This window comes from Serratia sp. CC22-02 (assembly GCF_900182895.1).
In the GTDB taxonomy this organism is placed as follows: Bacteria; Pseudomonadota; Gammaproteobacteria; order Enterobacterales; family Enterobacteriaceae; genus Serratia; species Serratia nevei.
This window is the reverse complement of record NZ_FXUD01000010.1, coordinates 58,742-79,854: the sequence shown is the minus strand read 5'-3', so window position 1 is coordinate 79,854 and position 21,113 is coordinate 58,742. Positions and strand designations below refer to the sequence as shown.

18 protein-coding genes are annotated in these 21,113 nt (G+C 60.2%); 9 read left to right on the top strand and 9 right to left on the bottom strand.

The genetic code is table 11. The features are described 5' to 3' along the window. Nucleotides 1-174: 174 nt before the first annotated feature. Nucleotides 175-222, top strand: a complete 48-nt coding sequence (gene spfP / locus QOL81_RS25820; RefSeq protein ID WP_071892919.1) for a small protein SpfP — start codon at nucleotides 175-177, stop codon at nucleotides 220-222. 277 nt (nucleotides 223-499) lie between these two features. Here spfP and yihA read toward each other — a convergent pair whose 3' ends face one another. Then, entirely contained in the window at nucleotides 500-1,144 is a 645-nt protein-coding gene (gene yihA, locus QOL81_RS23700; protein ID WP_019452177.1) for a ribosome biogenesis GTP-binding protein YihA/YsxC, read from the bottom strand. A gap of 734 nt (nucleotides 1,145-1,878) precedes the next feature. Between yihA and yihI the strand changes: the two genes are divergently transcribed. Further along, nucleotides 1,879-2,418 carry a Der GTPase-activating protein YihI gene (gene yihI / locus QOL81_RS23695; RefSeq protein WP_071890410.1) on the top strand — a complete coding sequence of 180 codons (540 nt, stop codon included), beginning with the start codon at nucleotides 1,879-1,881 and terminating at the stop codon, nucleotides 2,416-2,418. 182 nt (nucleotides 2,419-2,600) lie between these two features. After that, complete coding sequence (gene hemN, locus QOL81_RS23690; RefSeq protein WP_060425017.1) at nucleotides 2,601-3,974, top strand: oxygen-independent coproporphyrinogen III oxidase; 1,374 nt, start codon at nucleotides 2,601-2,603, stop codon at nucleotides 3,972-3,974. A 34-nt stretch (nucleotides 3,975-4,008) separates the two neighbouring features. On the opposite strand, the gene QOL81_RS23685 is transcribed toward hemN, so the two are convergent. From QOL81_RS23685 to glnA, 4 genes are all read right to left on the bottom strand, one after another. Further along, nucleotides 4,009-4,131, bottom strand: a complete 123-nt coding sequence (locus tag QOL81_RS23685; RefSeq protein ID WP_015379453.1) for a YshB family small membrane protein — start codon at nucleotides 4,129-4,131, stop codon at nucleotides 4,009-4,011. Nucleotides 4,132-4,243: 112 nt separating this feature from the next. Continuing rightward, the gene (gene glnG, locus QOL81_RS23680; RefSeq protein WP_015379452.1) at nucleotides 4,244-5,656 is read right to left on the bottom strand and encodes a nitrogen regulation protein NR(I); all 1,413 of its coding nucleotides are present in this window, start codon (nucleotides 5,654-5,656) and stop codon (nucleotides 4,244-4,246) included. 8 nt (nucleotides 5,657-5,664) lie between these two features. Continuing rightward, entirely contained in the window at nucleotides 5,665-6,714 is a 1,050-nt protein-coding gene (glnL, locus tag QOL81_RS23675; RefSeq protein WP_004931246.1) for a nitrogen regulation protein NR(II), read from the bottom strand. 193 nt (nucleotides 6,715-6,907) lie between these two features. Then, on the bottom strand, nucleotides 6,908-8,317 hold the full coding sequence (gene glnA, locus QOL81_RS23670; protein ID WP_019452181.1) for a glutamate--ammonia ligase: 1,410 nt from the start codon (nucleotides 8,315-8,317) through the stop codon (nucleotides 6,908-6,910). Nucleotides 8,318-8,687: 370 nt separating this feature from the next. Here glnA and typA point away from each other — a divergent pair, with 370 nt between their 5' ends. The 5 genes from typA (at nucleotide 8,688) to fabY (ending at nucleotide 13,616) form a co-directional block, all read left to right on the top strand. Continuing rightward, nucleotides 8,688-10,511 carry a ribosome-dependent GTPase TypA gene (typA, locus tag QOL81_RS23665; RefSeq protein WP_004931243.1) on the top strand — a complete coding sequence of 608 codons (1,824 nt, stop codon included), beginning with the start codon at nucleotides 8,688-8,690 and terminating at the stop codon, nucleotides 10,509-10,511. A gap of 166 nt (nucleotides 10,512-10,677) precedes the next feature. Next, the gene (gene yihX / locus QOL81_RS23660) at nucleotides 10,678-11,268 is read left to right on the top strand and encodes a glucose-1-phosphatase (RefSeq protein ID WP_060425015.1); all 591 of its coding nucleotides are present in this window, start codon (nucleotides 10,678-10,680) and stop codon (nucleotides 11,266-11,268) included. A 51-nt stretch (nucleotides 11,269-11,319) separates the two neighbouring features. Then, a complete protein-coding gene (locus tag QOL81_RS23655) occupies nucleotides 11,320-12,213 on the top strand; it encodes a virulence factor BrkB family protein (RefSeq protein WP_049201866.1) in 894 nt (297 codons plus the stop codon). Continuing rightward, entirely contained in the window at nucleotides 12,210-12,647 is a 438-nt protein-coding gene (gene dtd, locus QOL81_RS23650; protein WP_025304712.1) for a D-aminoacyl-tRNA deacylase, read from the top strand. Before QOL81_RS23655 ends, dtd begins: the two co-directional genes overlap by 4 nt. Before the next feature lie 21 nt (nucleotides 12,648-12,668). Beyond that, nucleotides 12,669-13,616 carry a fatty acid biosynthesis protein FabY gene (gene fabY / locus QOL81_RS23645; RefSeq protein WP_004931235.1) on the top strand — a complete coding sequence of 316 codons (948 nt, stop codon included), beginning with the start codon at nucleotides 12,669-12,671 and terminating at the stop codon, nucleotides 13,614-13,616. Nucleotides 13,617-13,654: 38 nt separating this feature from the next. Here the strand turns inward: fabY and QOL81_RS23640 are convergent, their stop codons facing one another. Further along, nucleotides 13,655-15,316, bottom strand: coding sequence for an AsmA family protein (locus tag QOL81_RS23640; RefSeq protein WP_102985147.1), 1,662 nt, complete (start codon nucleotides 15,314-15,316; stop codon nucleotides 13,655-13,657). 128 nt (nucleotides 15,317-15,444) lie between these two features. Next, entirely contained in the window at nucleotides 15,445-16,845 is a 1,401-nt protein-coding gene (locus QOL81_RS23635) for a nucleobase:cation symporter-2 family protein (protein ID WP_019452186.1), read from the bottom strand. A 240-nt stretch (nucleotides 16,846-17,085) separates the two neighbouring features. On the opposite strand from QOL81_RS23635, the gene gltS reads away from it, so the two are divergent. Further along, entirely contained in the window at nucleotides 17,086-18,297 is a 1,212-nt protein-coding gene (gene gltS, locus QOL81_RS23630; protein ID WP_038872558.1) for a sodium/glutamate symporter, read from the top strand. Nucleotides 18,298-18,339: 42 nt separating this feature from the next. On the opposite strand, the gene recG is transcribed toward gltS, so the two are convergent. Then, nucleotides 18,340-20,421: an ATP-dependent DNA helicase RecG gene (recG, locus tag QOL81_RS23625; RefSeq protein ID WP_060441442.1), complete on the bottom strand. Its 2,082-nt coding sequence runs from the start codon at nucleotides 20,419-20,421 to the stop codon at nucleotides 18,340-18,342. Next, nucleotides 20,418-21,113, bottom strand: coding sequence for a tRNA (guanosine(18)-2'-O)-methyltransferase TrmH (gene trmH, locus QOL81_RS23620; RefSeq protein ID WP_060425007.1), 696 nt, complete (start codon nucleotides 21,111-21,113; stop codon nucleotides 20,418-20,420). The genes recG and trmH overlap by 4 nt, the downstream gene beginning before the upstream one ends.

Sequence of the window (21,113 nt, the reverse complement as noted above, 5' to 3'; positions counted from 1 at the left end):
GATGTGCTAACTGGCGAGAACCTAAGCATTTTTCGTAATTAAGCTACAAGATGCGGCGATAGTTTCCCCAACTTCGCCGTTCTTGTGCCGCAAATTGTGTAAGTAAACTACAAAAAATTCTTTTGCCCTGTGAAAAAATGATGTAGAGTTACAGGCGTAGGGTACAGAGGTAAGATGTTCTATCTTTCAGACCTTTTACTTCACGTAATCGGATTTGGCTGAATATTTAGCCGCCCCAGTCAGTATTGACTGGGGCGTTTTTTATTGTAAAAACAGCAGCAAGCCATACGTTTTTTCTATCTCTTCGCACCGCTTTTCGTTCCCGCTTCCGCTCCCTCAACGCCGTGATTTGGTGAGATCAGCCTGCCCTGGCGATAAGTTTTTATGATGGCTTTATTTCAGAACTGTAATTAGATAACAAAAAATCCCGCCTGTGGCTGAACTGCGGGCATAAAAAAGCCGATGCGGTGAGGCATCGGCTCTGGCGTTCAGCCTGGGCTTATTCGCCGGCTTCGTCTTCCGGCAGCACTTCCGGCGGGATCTCGTTAAACCAGGTATCCAGCTTCTGGCGCAGCTTGTCGACGCCGATCTTCTTCAGCGACGAGAAGGCTTCAACCTGGATATCCCCCATAAACGGCAGCACCGCTTCACGCACCATATTGAGCTGCGCCTTGCGTGCGCCGGAGGCCAGTTTGTCGGCCTTGGTCAGCAGCACCAGCACCGGGGTGCCGACGTCGACCGCCCACTGGATCATCTGCTGGTCGAGATCTTTCAGCGGATGGCGGATATCCATCAGCACCACCAGGCCCTTCAGGCTGTTGCGCATCTGCAGGTATTCGCCCAGCGCGCGCTGCCATTTGCGCTTCATCTCTTCCGGCACTTCGGCGTAGCCGTAACCCGGCAGGTCGACCAGGCGGATGCCGTCTTCCACTTCGAACAGGTTGATCAGCTGGGTGCGCCCCGGCGTCTTACTGGTGCGCGCCAGGCTTTTTTGGTTGGTCAGGGTATTCAGCGCGCTGGATTTCCCGGCGTTGGAACGGCCGGCAAAGGCGACTTCAATTCCTGCATCCCCCGGCAGATGGCGAATATCGGGTGCGCTGGTGACGAAATGGGTCACATGATAGTTGTAGTTCTTGCTGGTCAAAATTTTTCGTCTCCGTGAGGATGGCTAACTGGTTGGCGATTATAACTGCATCAGCGGTAAAAATGGCGTGTTTCTCGGTTTTTAAGCGGCGGGGCGCGATAAAACGACAGTTATGCCGCGCGTAGGTTGTGAGACATTTGCCATTCGAATCGCGGGTAATGTCGCTTTATTCGAAAGTGATATTTCTGTTTTTATTTTAAAAACAACATGTTGTTTTTTCGTTGTAGGGAAATGTCATCCAAATCGGCGTCAGGTGCCTTGAGCCTTCGCAACAATAACGTAAAGTAGCCGTTAACGCAGGGTTGCGCAGGATTAGGGAACATCCGGGAAGGATGACAAATCTCAGGGAACGCACAGGGCGTGCAATGAGTGCCAGGATGAACGCAAAAGGAAGTGACCCTTTCGCACCGGAATAGGCGGCAGGCACATCGGATGGTGAAGTATTGGCAATTTGGATGCCCGCAGGAAGCGCGCTCGGGAAGAGCGGATGCGAATGGATTGCGCCATGGACGATTTTTCTTTCAGGATGAAGGACGTAGTGGCAGGGAATGCGGTTATAGCAGAGGGAAAAACCGGGATGTTGCATGTACGCAAGGAGCGCGTAACAGGAATACCCTTCGCGAGAAGGTGCGAAATAGGCGGCAGGTTTAACCTGCCGCCTTTTTTCTTTGTCCGCTTTCTGCTAGATTCCGCCGCAATTCTATACTGAATCTACATACCTAAGAGCACACGCTATGAACCAGCCATCAAAAGCACCTCGCGGCAGCGCGGCGAAGTCAAAAACGAAAAAGAAAAGCCGTATGGAGCTCGATCAGGAAGCACGCGAGCGCAAACGCCTGAAAAAGCGCCGTGGCCTCGCTTCCGGTTCGCGCACCCAGGTCGAGTCCGGCAGCCAGAAAAACAAATCGGCGGCGGCAGCCAAAGATCCGCGTATCGGCAGTAAAGTGCCGGTTGCGCTGGTGGTCGACGAGACCAAAGTGAAGGCCAAACCGCAGCCGAAACCAAAGGCCGAAGCGAAACCGCGCCTGTCGCCGGAAGAAGAGCTGGCGAAGCTGGAAAATGACGAGCGCCTGAACGCGCTGCTGGATCGCATCGACGACGGCGAAACGCTGAACGCGGAAGAGCAAGCGTATGTCGACAAGACGCTGGATCGCATCGATGTGCTGATGGACGTGCTGGGCATCGAACTGGGCGAAGACGACGACGAAGAAGAAGAGAAGCAGGAAGATATTCTGAAGCTGCTGAAAGGCGGCAATCCGAAAGACGCCTTTTAACGCGCTATGTGGCTAATCCCGACAATAGCCCTACTCTTGATGTGTTATCTGCTGTGGTTATTCGGTAAACTATGGCGGCTGTCTAAGCGCAAAGCGCGTTTTCGCAGCGCTTCCGTGGCCAGACAGCGCAGACAACCGCCCCTCTCCCGGCCCGGTAGAAAAAGATATCGGAAGGAGTGAGCATGTCAGAGCAGACGATTGTCTGGGATTTGGCCCTGATCCAAAAATATAACTACTCAGGGCCGCGTTATACCTCATACCCCACGGCGCTGGAGTTTAACCAGCGCTACGACGAAGCGGCGTTTCAACGCGCCGCTGCGCGCTACCCTGAGCGGCCGCTGTCGCTGTACGTGCATATCCCTTTCTGCCATAAGCTGTGCTACTTCTGCGGCTGCAACAAGCTGGTGACGCGCCAGACGCACAAGGCCGACGAATACCTGAACGTTTTGGCGCAAGAGATCGCCAGCCGTGCGCCGCTGTTCGCCGGCCGTAAGGTCGGCCAGATGCACTGGGGCGGCGGTACGCCGACCTATCTGGATAAAGCGCAAATCAGCCGGCTGGTGGCGTTGCTGCGCGAACACTTTGATTTCCTGCCCGATGCGGAGATGTCGATCGAGGTTGATCCGCGCGAGATAGAGCTGGATGTGCTCGATCATTTACGCGCAGAAGGCTTTAACCGTCTGAGCATGGGGGTGCAGGATTTCGACAAGCAGGTGCAGCAGCTGGTCAACCGCGAGCAGGATGAGGCCTTTATCTTCGCCCTGATTGAGCGGGCTAAAGCGCTGGGCTTCCGCTCGACCAATATCGATCTGATCTACGGCCTGCCGAAACAGACGCCGGAAAGCTTCGCTTTCACGCTGCAGCGGGTGGCTGAGCTGAATCCCGATCGCCTCAGCGTGTTCAACTACGCGCATATGCCGAACTTGTTCGCTGCCCAGCGCAAAATCAAAGACGCCGATCTGCCGGGCGCGCAGCAGAAGCTGGATATCCTGCAGCAGAGCATCGCTTTCTTGACCGGCACCGGCTATCAGTTCATCGGCATGGATCACTTTGCGCGCCCGGACGACGAGCTGGCAATCGCCCAACGCGAAGGCAAGCTGCACCGCAATTTCCAGGGCTACACCACCCAGGGCGACAGCGATCTGCTGGGGCTGGGCGTGTCGGCCATCAGCATGCTAGGCGACAGCTATGCGCAGAACCAGAAAGAGCTGAAGCATTACTATGACAGCGTACAGGCGCAGGGTAATGCGCTGTGGCGCGGGCTGGCGTTGACGGACGACGATTGCCTGCGGCGCGATCTGATCAAAACCCTGATCTGCAATTTCCGGTTGGCGTATCAGCCGCTCGAACGGCAATACGGCATCGACTTTACCGCTTACTTCGCCGAAGACTTGCAGCTGCTGGCGCCGTTTGAACGCGATGGGCTGGTGGAGCGGGACGAGCAGGGCATCCGCGTCACGCCGCGCGGGCGCTTGCTGATCCGCAATATCTGCATGTGTTTTGACCGCTATCTGCGGCAACAGGCGCGCAGCCAGCAATTCTCACGGGTGATTTGAGGATGAAAAAACAGCCGCTGATGCGGCTGTTTTTTTAACTGAAGAAGTTAATCAGCGCGGCGCACAACACCGCGGCAACCGCCGCCTGCGGGGTGTGACTGGCAGCGGAGCCCAGCTCCGCGCCCTGAGAAATGAATACGATGAATGAGTCCAGCATCGTCAACCTCCAGAGTGTGCGACACGATCATACTGCGCCCGCACCGGCTGTAAAGCCTGCGATTGGCGTTTTTTTGTGCGCCGGACTGCGTTTTTCATCATCCATCCTGCTCCTATTCCATGCCCAGCTCTTTGAGCTTGCGGGTCAGGGTATTGCGCCCCCAGCCCAGCAGGCGCGCGGCTTCCTGTTTGTGCCCCTGAGTGTGGCGCAGCGCGGTGGTGAGCAGCGTGCGCTCCATTTCCGGCTGCGCTTCCGACAGCAGGTTTTGATGACCGGAACGCAGCGCGCGATCGGCCCACTGCGCCAGCAGCGTGGCCCAGCTGTCCGGCAGACTGTGGCTGGGGCTTTCCGGCGCGGCGGTTTCGAACAGCTCACCCGGCAGATCCTGGATCAGCACTTCCTGCCCGGCGGCCATCACCGTCAGCCAGCGGCAGGTGTTCTCCAGCTGGCGCACGTTGCCCGGCCAGGGCAGGCGGGTCAGCGCGGTTTCGGTTTCCGGGTGCAGGTTCTTGGCTTCGACGCCTAACTCTTTGGCGGCGATCTGCAGGAAGTGGCGCGCCAGCCGCGGGATGTCTTCACGGCGCTCGCGCAGCGGCGGCAGGTGTACGCGGATCACGTTCAGGCGGTGGAACAGATCCTCGCGGAACTTGCCTTCCTGCACCCGCAGCTCCAGGTTCTGGTGCGTGGCGGCGATGATGCGCACGTCGACCTTCACCGGCGCATAGCCGCCGACCCGGTAGAACTGGCCGTCCGCCAGCACCCGCAGCAGGCGCGTTTGCACGTCGAGCGGCATATCGCCGATCTCGTCGAGGAACAGTGTACCGCCGTCGGCCTGTTCAAAGCGGCCCTGACGGATTTGGTTAGCGCCGGTGAAGGCGCCTTTCTCGTGGCCGAACAGCTCGGACTCGATCAGATCCTTGGGGATGGCGGCCATGTTCAGGGCGATGAACGGCGACTTGGCGCGCGGGCTGTGGCGGTGCAGCGCATGCGCCACCAGCTCCTTGCCGGTGCCGGATTCGCCGTTGATCAACACGCTGATCGACGAACGCGACAGCCGGCCGATGATGCGAAACACGTCCTGCATCGCTGGCGCTTCGCCGATGATGTCCGCCGCCGGATCGCTGGCCGGCTGGCTGCGCACCGGCTGCTGCTGCTCCTGATAATGGCTGATGGCGCGCTCGACCAGCGCCACCGCTTCGTCGATGTCGAACGGCTTCGGCAGGTAGTCGAAGGCCCCTTGCTGATAGGCGCTGACGGCGGCGTCCAAATCCGAATGCGCGGTCATGATGATCACCGGCAGCATCGGATGGCGCTGTTTGATCTGCTTGAGCAGCGCCAGGCCGTCTATACCCGGCATGCGGATATCGGACAGCAGCACGTCGGGGGTTTGCGTGGCCAAGGCTTCCAGCACGTCATTGCCGCCTTCGAAGGTGGCGCAGCTCAGGCCCGCGCCGGTGAGCGCACGCTCAAGCACCCAGCGGATGGAGCTATCGTCATCGACGATCCAGACTATCCCTCGTTGCATAGCAAACCTCACTGACGAATGGGCAGGTAGACCGAGAATTCGGTATGACCTGGCCAACTGTTGAATTCAATTTTTCCGCAATGCTGATCGATAAGATTGCGGGCGATGGATAATCCCAGGCCGGTACCGCCTTCACGGCCGCTGACCATCGGGTAGAACAGCGTGTCCTGCAGCTGCGCCGGTACGCCGGGGCCGTCGTCTTCGACATCGATGCGCGCCGCCAGGCGGTAGCGGGTGCCGTGCAACGTAATCTGAAACGCGGTGCGGGTGCGCAGCGTGATGGTGCCGCCCGCCTCGCCCAGCGCCTGCAGCGCGTTGCGGGTGATGTTCAGCAGCACCTGTTCAATCTGATCCGGGTCGTGGGCCATTTCCGGCAGGCTCGGATCGTAGTCGCGCACCAGCGTGACGTTATCCGGCATTTCCAGCGACACCAGCTGGCAGACGCGCTCCGCGACCTGATGAATGCTCTGGGTAATGTGCTGGCCGGGCCGCTGTGGGCCGAGCAGGCGATCCACCAGATTGCGCAGCCGATCGGCCTGCTCAATGATCACCTTGGTGTATTCGGTCAGCGCCGGATCGGGCAGCGCCTTGGCCAGCAGCTGCGCTGCGCCGCGCAGGCCGCCCAGCGGATTCTTAATCTCGTGCGCCAAACCGCGCACCAGATCGCGAGCCGCCACCTGTTGGGCATGCTGCAGCTGTTCCTGGCTCAGGCGGCGCTGATTGTCCATCGGCGCCAGCTCGACCAGGATATAGCCTTCCGGCAGCGCCTGAGCGGTCAGGGAAAGGATATGCGCGCGGCCGTCGACCACCAGGGTCACTTCGTTGTCGGTGAAGCCCTGACCGGCGCGCAGGCTTTCGCGCATCAAAGAGACGTTCAGCGAAAAATAACCGAGCAAATCGGGCAGCGGCGTGCCGAACAGCTTGCGGGAGCTTTGCGCCAGCAGCTGCTGTGCCGCCGGGTTGGCGTAGTGAACCGCCAGTGAGTCATCCAACAGCAGGATGCTGTTGATGAGTGAATTGAGGATCTGCCCAGCATCGGGCAGCTTGCCAGTTGCCATACAGCAGACTCCTGCACCTTTTTAGTGCATCTATCCTACTCCATCCGGGATCGGCGCGGTATGGAATAGTTTTGCAGAAAATACGGTGGAGAAAAAAACCCATCCGAAGATGGGCTGAAAGTTTCCACGGCAACAAAAAAGCGATAACAAAAATGTGGGCGCCGCCCGCCTGTGCAGACGGCGCGGGTAGGGCTTAGACGCTGTAGTACAGTTCGAACTCAACCGGGTGTGGCGTCATGCGAACGCGGTCCATCTCTTCTTTGCGCAGTTCGATGTAGGCATCGATCGCATCGTCGGTGAACACGCCGCCGCGGGTCAGGAACTCGCGGTCTTCGTTCAGTGCGGCCATTGCTTCGTCCAGCGAGCCGGCCACTTTTGGGATCTCGGCTTCTTCTTCCGGCGGCAGGTCGTACAGGTTTTTGTCCATGGCGTCGCCAGGGTGGATCTTGTTGATGATGCCGTCCAGGCCGGCCATCAGCAGCGCGGCGAAGCACAGGTATGGGTTAGCCGCCGGATCCGGGAAGCGGGCTTCGATGCGGCGCGCTTTCGGGCTGGAGACCACCGGGATACGGATGGACGCGGAGCGGTTACGGGCGGAGTAAGCCAGCATCACCGGCGCTTCGTAGCCTGGCACCAGACGCTTGTACGAGTTGGTGGTCGGGTTGGCCAGGGCGTTGATCGCTTTGGCGTGCTTGATGATGCCGCCGATGTAGAACAGCGCGGTTTCAGACAGGCCGCCGTATTTGTCGCCGGCGAACAGGTTGGTGCCGTTCTTGGACAGCGACATGTGGCAGTGCATGCCGGAACCGTTGTCGCCGAACATAGGCTTCGGCATGAAGGTCGCGGTTTTGCCGAAGGCGTGCGCCACGTTGTGCACCACGTATTTGTAGATCTGAATTTCGTCGGCTTTCTTGGTCATGGTGTTGAAGCGGGTTGCCACTTCGTTCTGACCGGCGGTTGCCACTTCGTGGTGGTGCGCTTCAACCACCAGGCCCATCTCTTCCATGGTCAGACACATGGTGGAACGCAGATCCTGCGAAGAGTCGACCGGTGGAACCGGGAAGTAACCGCCTTTCACCGCCGGACGGTGGCCTTTGTTGCCGCCGTCGTATTTTGTACCGGAGTTCCAGGCGCCTTCGATGTCGTCGATGGCCACGTGGGAACCGCGGATGCTGCTGCCGAAGCGGATGTCGTCGAACAGGAAGAACTCAGGCTCTGGCCCGAACAGCACGGTATCCGCGATGCCGGAGGAGCGCAGGAAGTCTTCGGCGCGTTTGGAGATGGAGCGCGGGTCGCGATCGTAGCCTTGCATGGTGCCCGGCTCGAGAATGTCGCAGCGAATGATCAGCGTAGGTTCTTCGAAGAACGGATCCAGAACCGCCGTGCTGGCGTCCGGCATCAGCACCATGTCAGATTCGTTGATGCCCTTCCAACCACCGATAGAGGAGCCGTCAAACATTTTACCTTCTTCGAAGAAGTCGGCGTTTACCTGGTGAGCCGGGATAGTCACGTGTTGTTCCTTACCCTTGGTGTCAGTGAAACGCAGGTCTACGAATTTCACTTCATGCTCATTCAGCATCGTCAAAACGTGTTCAGCGGACATACTTAACTCTCCCGGTTTATCATTGTCGTCGTCGTGGAACGAATCTGTGGAACTGGCTTTTTTTCGCCTTGAAAAGACTAAAGCGAAAAGCGTGCCAACTTTTAGAAAAGGCTTTTATCGCCTCTCTGCGCGGGTTTTACCCAGCCACAGTATGCACCATCAACGATAAATTGCACTGTTATGGTGCAATAAGGGTGGGCGCGGGCACCGAAATGGTGCAAAAGTGCAACGATTGCGGCTTTTTGCACCGTGAAAGGGATCACAAACTGACCGGTACGCGGTTGTTTATAAGAGATGGTTGTGATCTTGTTTAGTCCCTCGCTTAATACGTGTACAATAGCGCGCTATTTCTAATGCCCGAGGCAAAGCTGTGATCGAAAATTTGCGTAACATCGCCATTATTGCCCACGTTGACCATGGTAAAACCACCCTGGTTGATAAGCTGCTGCAACAATCCGGTACTTTCGGAGAGCGTGCGGAAGCGACCGAACGCGTAATGGACTCCAACGATTTGGAGAAAGAGCGTGGGATTACCATCCTCGCAAAAAACACCGCCATTAATTGGAACGGTTACCGTATCAACATCGTGGATACCCCAGGACACGCCGACTTCGGCGGCGAGGTAGAGCGCGTGATGTCGATGGTTGACTCGGTGCTGCTGGTTGTGGATGCAATGGATGGCCCTATGCCGCAAACCCGCTTCGTGACCAAGAAGGCCTTCGCCAACGGTCTGAAGCCGATCGTGGTCATCAACAAGGTTGACCGTCCTGGCGCGCGCCCTGACTGGGTTGTGGATCAGGTGTTCGACCTGTTCGTGAACCTCGACGCGACCGACGAGCAGCTCGACTTCCCGATCATCTACGCTTCTGCGCTGAACGGCATCGCCGGCGTCGACCACACCGACATGGCGGAAGACATGACCCCGCTGTATCAGGCGATCGTCGACCACGTGTCTGCGCCGCAGGTTGAGCTGGAAGCGCCATTCCAGATGCAGATCTCCCAGTTGGATTACAACAACTACCTGGGCGTTATCGGCATTGGCCGCATCAAGCGCGGTAAAGTGAAGCCGAACCAGCAGGTCACCATCATCGACAGCGAAGGTAAAACTCGCAACGGTAAAGTGGGCAAAGTGCTGGGCCACCTGGGTCTGGAGCGTATCGACAGCACCCTGGCGGAAGCGGGCGACATCATCGCCATCACCGGCCTGGGCGAGCTGAACATCTCCGACACCATCTGCGACACCAACGCCGTAGAAGCGCTGCCGGCGCTGTCCGTCGACGAGCCGACCGTAACCATGTTCTTCAACGTCAACACCTCGCCGTTCTGCGGTAAAGAAGGTAAGTACGTAACGTCGCGTCAGATCCTTGACCGTCTGAATAAAGAGCTGGTACACAACGTAGCGCTGCGCGTTGAAGAAACCGACGATGCGGACGCCTTCCGCGTATCCGGCCGTGGCGAACTGCACCTGTCGGTGCTGATCGAAAACATGCGTCGCGAAGGTTTCGAGCTGGCGGTTTCCCGTCCGAAAGTTATCTTCCGTGAAATCGATGGCCGCAAGCAGGAGCCATTCGAGAACGTAACGCTGGATATCGAAGAGCAGCATCAGGGTTCCGTGATGCAGGCGATGGGTGAGCGTAAAGCCGACCTGAAAAACATGGATCCGGACGGTAAGGGCCGCGTGCGTCTCGACTACGTGATCCCAAGCCGCGGTCTGATCGGCTTCCGTAACGAATTCATGACCATGACTTCGGGTACCGGCCTGCTGTACTCCACCTTCAGCCACTACGACGACGTGCGTCCGGGCGAAGTGGGCCAGCGTCAGAACGGCGTGCTGATCTCCAACGGCCAGGGCAAAGCGGTAGCGTTCGCGCTGTTCGGCCTGCAGGATCGCGGCAAGCTGTTCCTGGGCCACGGTGCAGAAGTGTATGAAGGCCAGATCATCGGTATTCACTCACGCTCTAACGACCTGACCGTAAACTGCCTGACCGGTAAGAAGCTGACCAACATGCGTGCTTCCGGTACTGACGAAGCGACTACCCTGGTTCCGGCCATCAAAATGACCCTGGAGCAAGCTCTGGAGTTCATCGATGACGACGAACTGGTAGAAGTGACGCCAACCTCGATCCGTATCCGTAAGCGTCACCTGACGGAAAACGATCGTAAGCGTGCCAGCCGCGGTCCTAAAGACGCTTAATCGCTGATTGAGTGTCTCATGCTTAGGGCGCGGTTCTCGCGCCCTGAGTTTTTTCCTCTGTTGTTCCCCGTTTGTGCGGCGCGCTATGCGCTTTTCCGTTCGCTCCCTGTTCAGCTGTTCCTTTTCCCGCTACAGTGAAATCTCACCGGCCCATCAGGAGAGGACTATGCTGTATATCTTTGATTTAGGTAATGTGATCGTCGATATCGATTTCAAGCGTGTGCTGGGCGTGTGGAGCAATTTGAGCGGCACGCCGTTGGCGGTGCTGTCCGATCGTTTCACCATGGGTGAGGTGTTCCAGCAACATGAACGCGGTGAAATCAGCGACGAAGACTTCGCCGGCAAGCTGTGCGATGAAATGGGCATCGCGCTCAGCTTCGAGCAATTCGCCACCGGCTGGCAGGCGGTATTCGTCGCGCTGCGCCCGGAAGTGATCGACATCATGCAGCGCCTGCGCAACGAGGGTCACCGGGTGGTGGTGCTGTCGAACACCAACCGTCTGCACTGCAACTACTGGCCGCAGCACTACCCTGAAGTGGCCGCCGCCGCCGATCATCTTTATCTGTCGCAAGATCTCGGCATGCGCAAGCCGGAGGCCGATATCTATCAACATGTGCTGGCTGCGGAAAACACCGCCGCCGCCGACGCGGTGTTCTTCGACGATCACCCGGCGAACGTCCTCGCCGCGCAGGCGCTGGGGATCAAGACGGTGCACGTCACCGATCGCGACGTAGTGCCGGCCTATTTTGCCCAATGAGCGCAGGGCGCGTTAAGCTTAAGGCGTATCAACTGACATCAAGGAGTGACCATGTCGTTTTTCCGCCGCAAGAAGCTGCCCTCTGCGATTAAGCCCGGCGTCACCTTCGGACGGTTGCTGTACCAGCGTATCGATCACGATGGCCTGACGATGTTGGCGGGCCATCTCGCCTATGTTTCCCTGCTGTCGCTGGTGCCGCTGGTCACCGTGGTGTTCGCGCTGTTCGCCGCTTTCCCGATGTTTTCCGACATCAGCGAACAGCTGAAGAGCTTCATCTTTTCCAATTTCGTGCCGGCCGCCGGCAACGTCATACAGAACTACCTGGAACAGTTCGTCGCCAACTCCAACAAGATGACCGCCGTCGGCACCTGCGGGCTGATCGTCACCGCGCTGCTGCTGATCTCCTCGGTGGACAGCGTGCTGAACACCATCTGGCGCAGCAAGAACAAGCGGCCGATCGTCTTCTCCTTCGCCGTGTACTGGATGGTGCTGACGCTGGGGCCGCTGCTGGTGGGTGCCAGCATGGCCATCAGCTCCTACCTGCTGTCGCTCAACTGGCTGGCACAGACCGGCGTCAACGGTTTGGTGGATCAGGTGCTGCGCATCTTCCCGCTGATTTTGTCGTGCATCTCCTTCTGGCTGCTGTATTGCATCGTGCCGACGGTGCGGGTGCCGCCCAAAGACGCGCTGATTGGCGCGGTGGTGGCCGGATTGCTGTTCGAGCTGGGCAAGAAGGGATTCGCGCTGTACGTCACCATGTTCCCCTCCTATCAGCTGATTTACGGCGTGCTGGCGGTGATCCCGATTTTATTCCTGTGGGTCTACTGGAGCTGGTGTATCGTGTTACTCGGCGCGGAAATCACCGTGACCATCGGCGAATACCGCGACTACCGCCGGCAGAAGGCGGAGCAACAGGAACAGAAACCAGAAGGGCAGCAGGAATGATTGCGTTGATTCAACGGGTGTTAAACGCCAGCGTCACGGTGGGTGGCGAGACGGTAGGCAAGATTGGCCCCGGTTTGTTAGTGTTATTGGGCGTGGAGCAGGGCGATAACGAGCAAAAAGCGCAGCGCCTGTGCGAACGCGTGTTGGGATACCGCATTTTCGGCGACGAGAACGACAAGATGAATCTCAACGTCCAGCAGGCCGGGGGCAGCGTGCTGGTCGTTTCGCAGTTCACCCTGGCGGCGGACACCCAAAAGGGCATGCGGCCCAGCTTCTCGCGCGGCGCTGCGCCGCAGGAAGCCGATCGGTTGTATCAATATTTTGTTGGCCAGTGCCGCGAACGCGGCGTAGAGACCCAGACCGGCGAGTTCGCCGCCGACATGCAGGTGGCGCTGGTCAACGATGGTCCGGTGACATTCTGGCTACAGGTCTAAGCATTCGGAGAACAGGCGTCTATGTATCACCTACGAGTACCCGTAACAGAGCAAGAACTGAAGGAGTATTACCAGTTTCGCTGGGAAATGCTGCGCAAGCCGCTGCACCAGCCGGTGGGTTCGGAAAAGGATGCCTATGACGCCATGGCCCATCACCAAATGGTGGTGGACGAGGCCGGTAAAATCGTCGCCATAGGGCGGCTGTACATCAATGCCGACAACGAGGCGGCGATCCGTTTTCTGGCGGTAGACCCGACGCTGCAGGATAAAGGGCTGGGGACGCTGGTGGCGATGACGCTGGAGTCCGTTGCGCGGCAGGAGGGCGTGAAGCGGGTGGTGTGTAGCGCCCGTGAGGACGCGGTGGACTTCTTCGCCAAGCTGGGGTTCGTCAATCAGGGGGAGATCACTGCGCCGCAGACCACCCCGATCCGCCACTTTTTGATGATCAAACCGGTAGCGACGCTGGACGATATCCTGCATCGCCCCGACTGGTGCGGCCAACTGCAGCAGGCCTGGTATGAACATATCCCGCTGAGCGAAAAGATGGGCGTGCGCATCAGCCAATACACCGGCCAGCGCTTCGTCACCACCATGCCGGAGATCGGCAACCAGAATCCACACCATACGCTGTTCGCCGGCAGCCTGTTCTCGCTGGCGACGCTGACCGCCTGGGGGCTGATTTGGCTGCTGCTGCGCGAGCGCCATCTCGGCGGCACCATCATTCTGGCGGACGCGCACATTCGCTACAGCAAACCGATCACCGGCAGGCCGCGGGCGGTGGCGGATCTCGGCTCGCTGAGCGGCGATTTGGCGCGTCTGGCGCGCGGCCGCCGCGCGCGCGTACACGCCGAAGTACATCTGTTCGGCGACGAGGATAAAGGCGCGGTGTTCGAAGGCACCTACATGGTGTTGCCGGCCGAGCCGGATGTGCCGTTGGATCAGGGCGGTTCTGAAGCGCTGGAAGAATAAGGCGGCGGCCCTGCCCTGAGGGCGGGCCGCGCAGTGCATTACGGCAGTTGTTGGTTCACCGCTTGGCCGTCGCCGGCGGTGGCCTGCAGATTGCCCTTCAACGAGGCTTTGAACGGCCCGTCGCTGTTCAGCAGCCCTTTCAACTGCAGCTCAAGGTTGCCGTCGCCCGTCAGCGGCACCGGCTGCCATCCCCATTGCTGCAAAGTGTTGATCGGTACCGATCGGCCGTGCAGCGTCAGCTGGAACGGCTTGCCCGGCAGCTGATCGACGGTCGCTTTGGCCTCAAGCAACCCATTAGGCATAAAGGCGCTGAGCTCGGTGACGGCGATCTGATTGGCGTCGGCGTTCAGCGCCAGCGAAGGGCGCCGCACGTCTATCTTGTTGAAGGTCGCTTCGCTGCCGTTCAGGTTCAGCGAGCCGGACCAGATGCCCCATTGGCGATCGCGCGCCAGCAGCAGGTTGCTGCCGTAGCCGTCCAGCGCGGTGATCTGGAACGGGAATGCCGGGTTGATATCGATGATCAGATTGCGGTTGGTGGTCAGTTTAGTGACGTACACCTCCGCCAGCCAGTCCGGCAGCGGTTTCAGCCACAGCTCGCGCCAGTCGATCGGCAGGGTGTACTCCAGCGCCGCCATGGCCACTTCATCCAGCTGCAGGCGTTTGCCGGCGCGCAGCCAGTTGCCGGAGGTGCGCAGCAGCCCGCCTTCCCAGCGGGTGGTGAATTGCTGAATGGCGATGCCGGCGGAAGAGAGCCGCAGGGTGGCGATCGGATCGATCAGGTGGAAACTGCCGTTGATCACGTCGCCGGCGTTGACGTTGAGCGAGCCGTCTTCGCTGCGCCAGTCGCCTTTTTCGATACTGACGTTTTGCAGCGACAGATCGAGATCGTTAAACGCCCATGCCTTGCCTTCCAGGCGCGCGTCGATCAGATCGAAACGCTTGAGGGTGACCGGCGGCAGCGTGGTAAAGCGCTGCATGAATTCCGCCAGCGTCAACGGGGTCTGCATGCGCACGCCGCTCAGCCGCAGGCGATCCACCTGCCAACTGCCGTCGGCGGCGCGGCTGGCCACGCCGGTCAGGTCGCCCTGCGCCAGATTGGCGCCGAAGTTGTTCAACAGCAGCTGGCCCTGTTTTTGCTCCCCCTGCACCAACACCTTCGAGGCGGGTATGCCGTTCAGCGTCATCGAACCGGCGCTGAACTGGAACTGGTTGTTGTCCCCCAGCAGATGGCCGGCCAGCGGGCGCCACGGCGTGATGCCGGCAGTGACCTGCTGCGCGTTGAGCTGCCACTCGCTATCGTTGGACTGCAACGCCATGTTGCTCAGCTGCAGCACGTCGGCCTGTACAGGCAGCGCCGCCGCCTGCGGCTGCACGTTCAACGTGCCGTCGCGCAGCGTGACGCTGTGGAAATAGCGCGGTTCGGTGATTTGGCGCAGGCTGAGGCCGAGATCGACGCGTTTGGCGACCAGCGCCTGCGGCTGGCCGTTGCGCGCCAGCTGCACGTCTTCCAGAGCGATCTGGTCCGGCTGGCTCCACGAATGGGTGATTTTTCCTATCGACAGGCGGTATTCGCTGTTGTCGCTGATCCAGGCGCTCAGGCGGCCTGCCGCCCAGCGAGTTTGCCCCACCAGGTACAGCACCACCACCGCCAACACGATCAGCAGCAGCAACGTCAGCAACAGCTTTCCGATAAATTTCATCGTCTACATCCGCATCGGTCAAAAAAGATACCCTGTTTATGCCGCAATTGGCCGGGCATCTCAAGGGCAATGGTCTGATAGACAATAAAAAACGGCCGCAAGCGGCCGTTTGAACATCAATGGACGGGTTACTTTTTCTCGTGTTCCTGCGGGAACACCAGGTTCAGCACGATGGCGGTAATACCGCCGGCGGCGATGCCAGAAGAGAGCAGGGTTTTCAGCCAGTCCGGCGCGAACTGCAGGATCAGCGGCTGCTGGGAGACGCCCATGCCGACGGCCAGCGACAGCGCCATGATCATGATGGCGCGGCGGTTCAGACGCTCGCGCGACACGATGCGCACGCCAGAGGCGGCGATGGTGCCGAACATCACGATGGTCGCGCCGCCCAGGACCGGCTCGGGAATGTGCTGTACGAAGCCGGCCACCGCCGGGAACAGCCCCAGCGCGATCAGCATCAGCGCCACCACGAAGCCGACGTAGCGGCTGGCAACGCCGGTCAGCTGGATCACGCCGTTGTTCTGGCCGAAGCAGGAGTTGGGGAAGGTGTTGAACACCGCCGACAGCATCGAGTTCAGGCCGTTGGCCAGCACGCCGCCCTTCAGGCGCTTCATGTACAGCGGCCCGCTGACCGGCTGTTCGGAGACGTCGGAGGTGGCGGTGATGTCACCGATGGTTTCCAGCGAGGTGACCATAAAGATCAGCATCAGCGGCAGCAGCAGGTTCCAGTCGAAGCCCAGGCCGTAATAGAGCGGCGTGGGGATGGTGATCGCCGCCGTGGGGGCCGCCGGTGCGTCGGCGGGCAGCATGTCCATCGCCCAGGCCAACAGATAGCCGACCGCCATGGCGATCACCAGCGAAGCCACGCGCAGATAAGGGTTGCGCTGGCGGTTCAGCAGGATGATCACCGCCAGCACCGCGCCGGCCAGCAGCAGGTTTTTCGGCGAGCCGAAGCTGTGATCGTTCATCGCGGCGTAGCCGCCGCCGATCGAGGTCAGGCCGACCTGAATCAGCGACAGGCCGATGATCATCACCACGATGCCGGAAACCAGCGGGGTGATGATGCGGCGCGCCAGATGCAGCACGCGCGACAGCAAAATTTCGGTGCAGGAAGCGACCATCAGGGTGCCGAACAGCGCGGCCATCATGGTCGGCACGTCGGCGCCGCCGTTTTTCAGCGCCAGACCGCCCATGATCAGCGGCGAAACGAAGTTGAAGCTGGTGCCCTGAATCGACAGCAGCCCGGAACCCACCGGCCCCCAGGTTTTGATTTGCAGAATGGAAGCCAGACCGGAGGCGAACAGCGACATGCTGATGATGTGCTGGGTATCCTGTGCCGGCAGGCCCAGCGCCTGGCAGATCAGTAGGGCCGGGGTGATCACCGCGACGAACATCGCCAGCAGATGCTGGCCGGCGGCAAACAGCGTTTGCGGCAGCGGCGGGCGATCTTCCAGGCGATAAATCAGTTCACTGGCGCGGGGTTCTGAGGCAGCTTGGCGCGCGGCATCAAGCTCGGAGGATGACATGCTCATGGTGTGGCGTTTCCAGATACGGCAAAGCAGGCATTTTAATGCTCCGCCCCGCAAAAGCAAACGGTTGCGCGTAAATATTATGTTGCCGACTTTCTCGCTTATGTCGCATTTTCATTCATTTTTTCTTGTCATCTCAGCGTTTTTTACTTTTAATCCTGCACTCATCAAGTTTAAAAACTAAGTGGTTTTCTATAACTTATTATTTTTATTTGGATCTTTTCCCTTACATGGAGTACCTGGATGTTTCATCTTGATACTTATGGCACGTTAGTCGCGGCGACGCTGGTTTTGCTCCTCGGGGGCAAGTGCGTCAGAACCATTCCTCTGCTGCGAAAATATACCATTCCTGCTCCCGTCGCCGGCGGTTTGCTGGTGGCTCTCCTGCTGTTAGCCCTGAAAAAGCTCGTCAACTGGGAAATCAGTTTTGACATGTCGCTGAAGGACCCGCTGATGCTGGCCTTCTTCGCCACCATCGGCCTGAACGCCAACCTGGCGCGTTTGCGCGCCGGCGGCAAGGTGCTGGTGGTGTTCCTGTTCGTGGTGCTGGGGTTGCTTATCGTGCAGAACGCCATCGGTATCGGCATGGCGAAAATGCTGGGGCTGGATCCGCTGATGGGCCTGATCGCCGGGTCGATCACCCTGTCGGGCGGGCATGGTACCGGGGCGGCCTGGAGCAAGCTGTTCATCGAGCGCTACGGTTTTGAAAACGCTACGGAAGTCGCCATGGCCTGCGCCACCTTCGGGCTGGTGCTGGGCGGCCTGATCGGCGGCCCGGTGGCGCGCTATCTGGTCAAGCACTCCTCCACGCCGGAGGGCACCCCGGAAGACAGCGTGCAGCCGAGCGGCTTCGAGAAGCCGGAAAGCGGTCGCCTGATCACCTCGCTGGTGATGATCGAAACCATCGCCATGATCGCCATCTGTCTGAGCCTGGGGCAGCTGATTGCCGGCCTGCTGAGCGGCACGGTGTTTGAACTGCCGAACTTCGTTTGCGTGCTGTTCGTCGGGGTGATCCTCAGCAACACGTTGGCCTTCACCGGTTTCTATACCGTGTTCGAGCGGGCGGTATCGGTGCTGGGCAACGTCAGCCTGTCGCTGTTCCTGGCGATGGCACTGATGAGCCTGCGCCTGTGGGAGCTGGCCTCGCTGGCGCTGCCGATGCTGGCGATCCTGGCGGTGCAGACGCTGGTCATGGCGCTGTACGCGATCTTCGTTACCTACCGGGTGATGGGTAAAAACTACGACGCGGCGGTGCTGGCTGCCGGCCACTGCGGCTTCGGCATGGGCGCCACGCCGACGGCGATCGCCAACATGCAGGCGATCACCGATCGCTTCGGCCCGTCGCACGTGGCGTTTTTGGTAGTACCGATGGTGGGGGCGTTCTTTATCGATATCGCCAATGCCATCGTCATCAAGCTGTATCTGCTGCTGCCGGTGTTCCCGGCGGTGGGGTGATATCACGAGTCATAATGAAAAGGGCGCCTGCGGCGCCCTTTTTTATGCGTTGGAGTAGCGTGCCTTCTCCGGCAGCCAGCGTTCTATCAGCGCCTGGGCGTGCTCCGGATAGTGCTGATGGAGATGGCGAGCGACGCGCTGTACTTCGGGGATCATCGCCTGGTCGCGCAGCAGGTCCGCCACCTTGAATTCGGCGCTGCCGGTCTGGCGGGTGCCCAGCAGCTCGCCCGGGCCGCGGATCTCCAGATCGCGCTGCGCGATGACGAAGCCGTCGTTGCTGTCGCGCAGCACCTGCAGGCGCGTTTGCGCAGTCTTGCTCAGCGGCGTTTTGTACAGCAGCACGCAGTGTGAGGCCACGGCGCCGCGTCCTACGCGGCCGCGCAGCTGGTGCAGCTGCGCCAGGCCCAGCCGCTCCGGGTTTTCGATGATCATCAGGCTGGCGTTCGGCACGTCGACGCCGACTTCGATCACCGTAGTGGCGACCAACAGCTGCAGCTCGCCCTGTTTAAACGCCTGCATCACCGCCTGCTTTTCCTGCGCTTTCATGCGGCCGTGCACCAGCGCCACCTTCAGCTCCGGCAGCGCGGTTTTCAATTCTTCCCAGGTGGCTTCCGCCGCCTGCGCTTCCAGCAGTTCGGACTCTTCGATCAGCGTGCACACCCAGTAAGCCTGCCGCCCCTCTTCCAGACAGGCGCTCTTCACCCGTTGAATGATGTCGGCGCGGCGGGTATCGGGAATGGCGACGGTGGTCACCGGCGTGCGGCCCGGCGGCAGCTCGTCGATGACCGAGGTATCGAGATCGGCATAGGCGGTCATCGCCAGCGTGCGTGGGATCGGCGTGGCGGTCATGATCAGCTGATGGGCGTGGAAGCCCTGTTCTTCGCCTTTCTCCCACAGCGCCAGCCGCTGATGCACCCCGAAGCGGTGCTGCTCATCGATGATCACCAGCGCCAGGCCGTTAAATTGCACCTGCTCCTGGAAGATGGCGTGGGTGCCGACCACCATCGACACCTGACCGCTGGCGATGGCCTCCTGCTGCGCGATGCGCGCCTTGCCTTTCTGTTTGCCGGCCAGCCAGCCGACCTCCAGCCCCAGCGGTTCGAACCACTGGCGGAAATTGTTGGCGTGCTGCTCGGCCAGCAGCTCGGTCGGCGCCATCAGCGCCACCTGCTTGCCGTGCGCGATAGCGCGCAGCGCCGCCAGCGCCGCCACCAGCGTTTTGCCGGAGCCGACGTCGCCCTGCACCAGTCGCATCATCGGGAAGTCTTTTTGCATATCGGCTTCGATGTCGGCCACCACGCGCGTTTGCGCGCCGGTCGGCGAGAACGGCAGCTGGGCGAGAAAACGGTTTTTCAGCCGATCGTCTGGCAGCAGCGGCTGCGCCTGGTAACTCTGGGCGCCGGCGCGCACCGCCAGCATGCTGAGGTTATGCGCCAGCAGCTCTTCGAGGATCAGGCGTTTTTGCGCCGGGTGTTTGCCCAGCTCCAGATCCGCCAGCTGGATGTCCGGCGGCGGGCGATGCAGGGTGTGCAGCGCCTGCGGCAGGCTCATCAGGCCGCCGCTCAGCTCCGACGGCAGCAGTTCGGCGATGGCGCAGGTATCCAGCAGCTCCAGCGCCTGATCGGTCAGCTTGCGCAGCGTGGCTTGCCGCACCCCTTCGGTGGTGGGGTAGACCGGCGTCAGCGACTCCTGCAGCTCGACTTCGCTGGCTTCGCCCTGAATGCGGTATTCCGGATGGATGATCTCCGCGCCGTGGTTGCCGCGTTTGATCTCGCCGTAGGCGGTCACGCGGCGGCCGGTGGCCAGGCTGTTCTTCATCGCGGCGTTGAAGTTGAAGAACCGCATGGTGAGGATGCCGGTACCGTCGCTGATCTGGCAGGTCAGCATGCGGCGGCGGCCGAAGCTGATGTCGCTGCGCAGCACTTCCCCTTCTACCGTGGCGTAGATGCCCGGCAGCAGATCGTTGATCGGGTAGAGGCGAGTGCGGTCTTCGTAGCGCAGCGGCAGGTGCAGCAGCAGATCCTGAATGGTCTCGAGGCCAAGCTTGGCCAGTTTGCCCGCCTGGCTGGCGCCAACCCCGGAAAGCGTGGTGAGTGGGACAGCATCCAGCAGGCGGCCTTTCATTTGCGCACCGTCGCCTGCATGGCCGCCCACCATTCGGCGCTGGCGATCACCTGGCCCTGCTCGTCAATCTGCGGGCGTGGCAGCCCTTTGCGCTTGGCCACGTTGGCCAGCACCGGGTAGCCGCCTTCGAACAGCAGACGCTGCTGCTCTTCTTCATCCAGCATACTGTTGTCGCGGCGATACAGGCCGGCGTTCTGCCGCTGGCGCTGCGCTTCATACAGGATCAGTGCCGAGGCCACGGAGACGTTGAGCGATTGCACCATGCCGATCATCGGAATGACGATGTCCTGATCGGCCAGCGCCAGCGCTTCTTCGGTGATGCCGGTTTTTTCCTGGCCGAGCAGCACGCAGGTGGGCCGGGTGTAATCCACCTCGCGGAAATCGACCGCGCGCGCAGACAGATTGGTGGCCAGAATTTGCATGCCCTGCGCTTTCAGGTGACCGACCGCGTCGCCGATGGAGCGATGGGTTTTGACGCTGACCCAGCTGTTGCTGCCGGCGGCGGAGGAAACCAGGGTGCGCATGCGGGTGGTGGGCCACACGGCGTGGACCTGATGCACGCCGACGGCGTCGGCGGTGCGGATAATGGCGGAGACGTTATGCGGTTTGTGCACTTGCTCCAGGCAGACCGTCAAATCCGGCTGCCGGGTCGCGAGCATTTCACAAATCCGCGCATAGCGTTCAGGACTCAT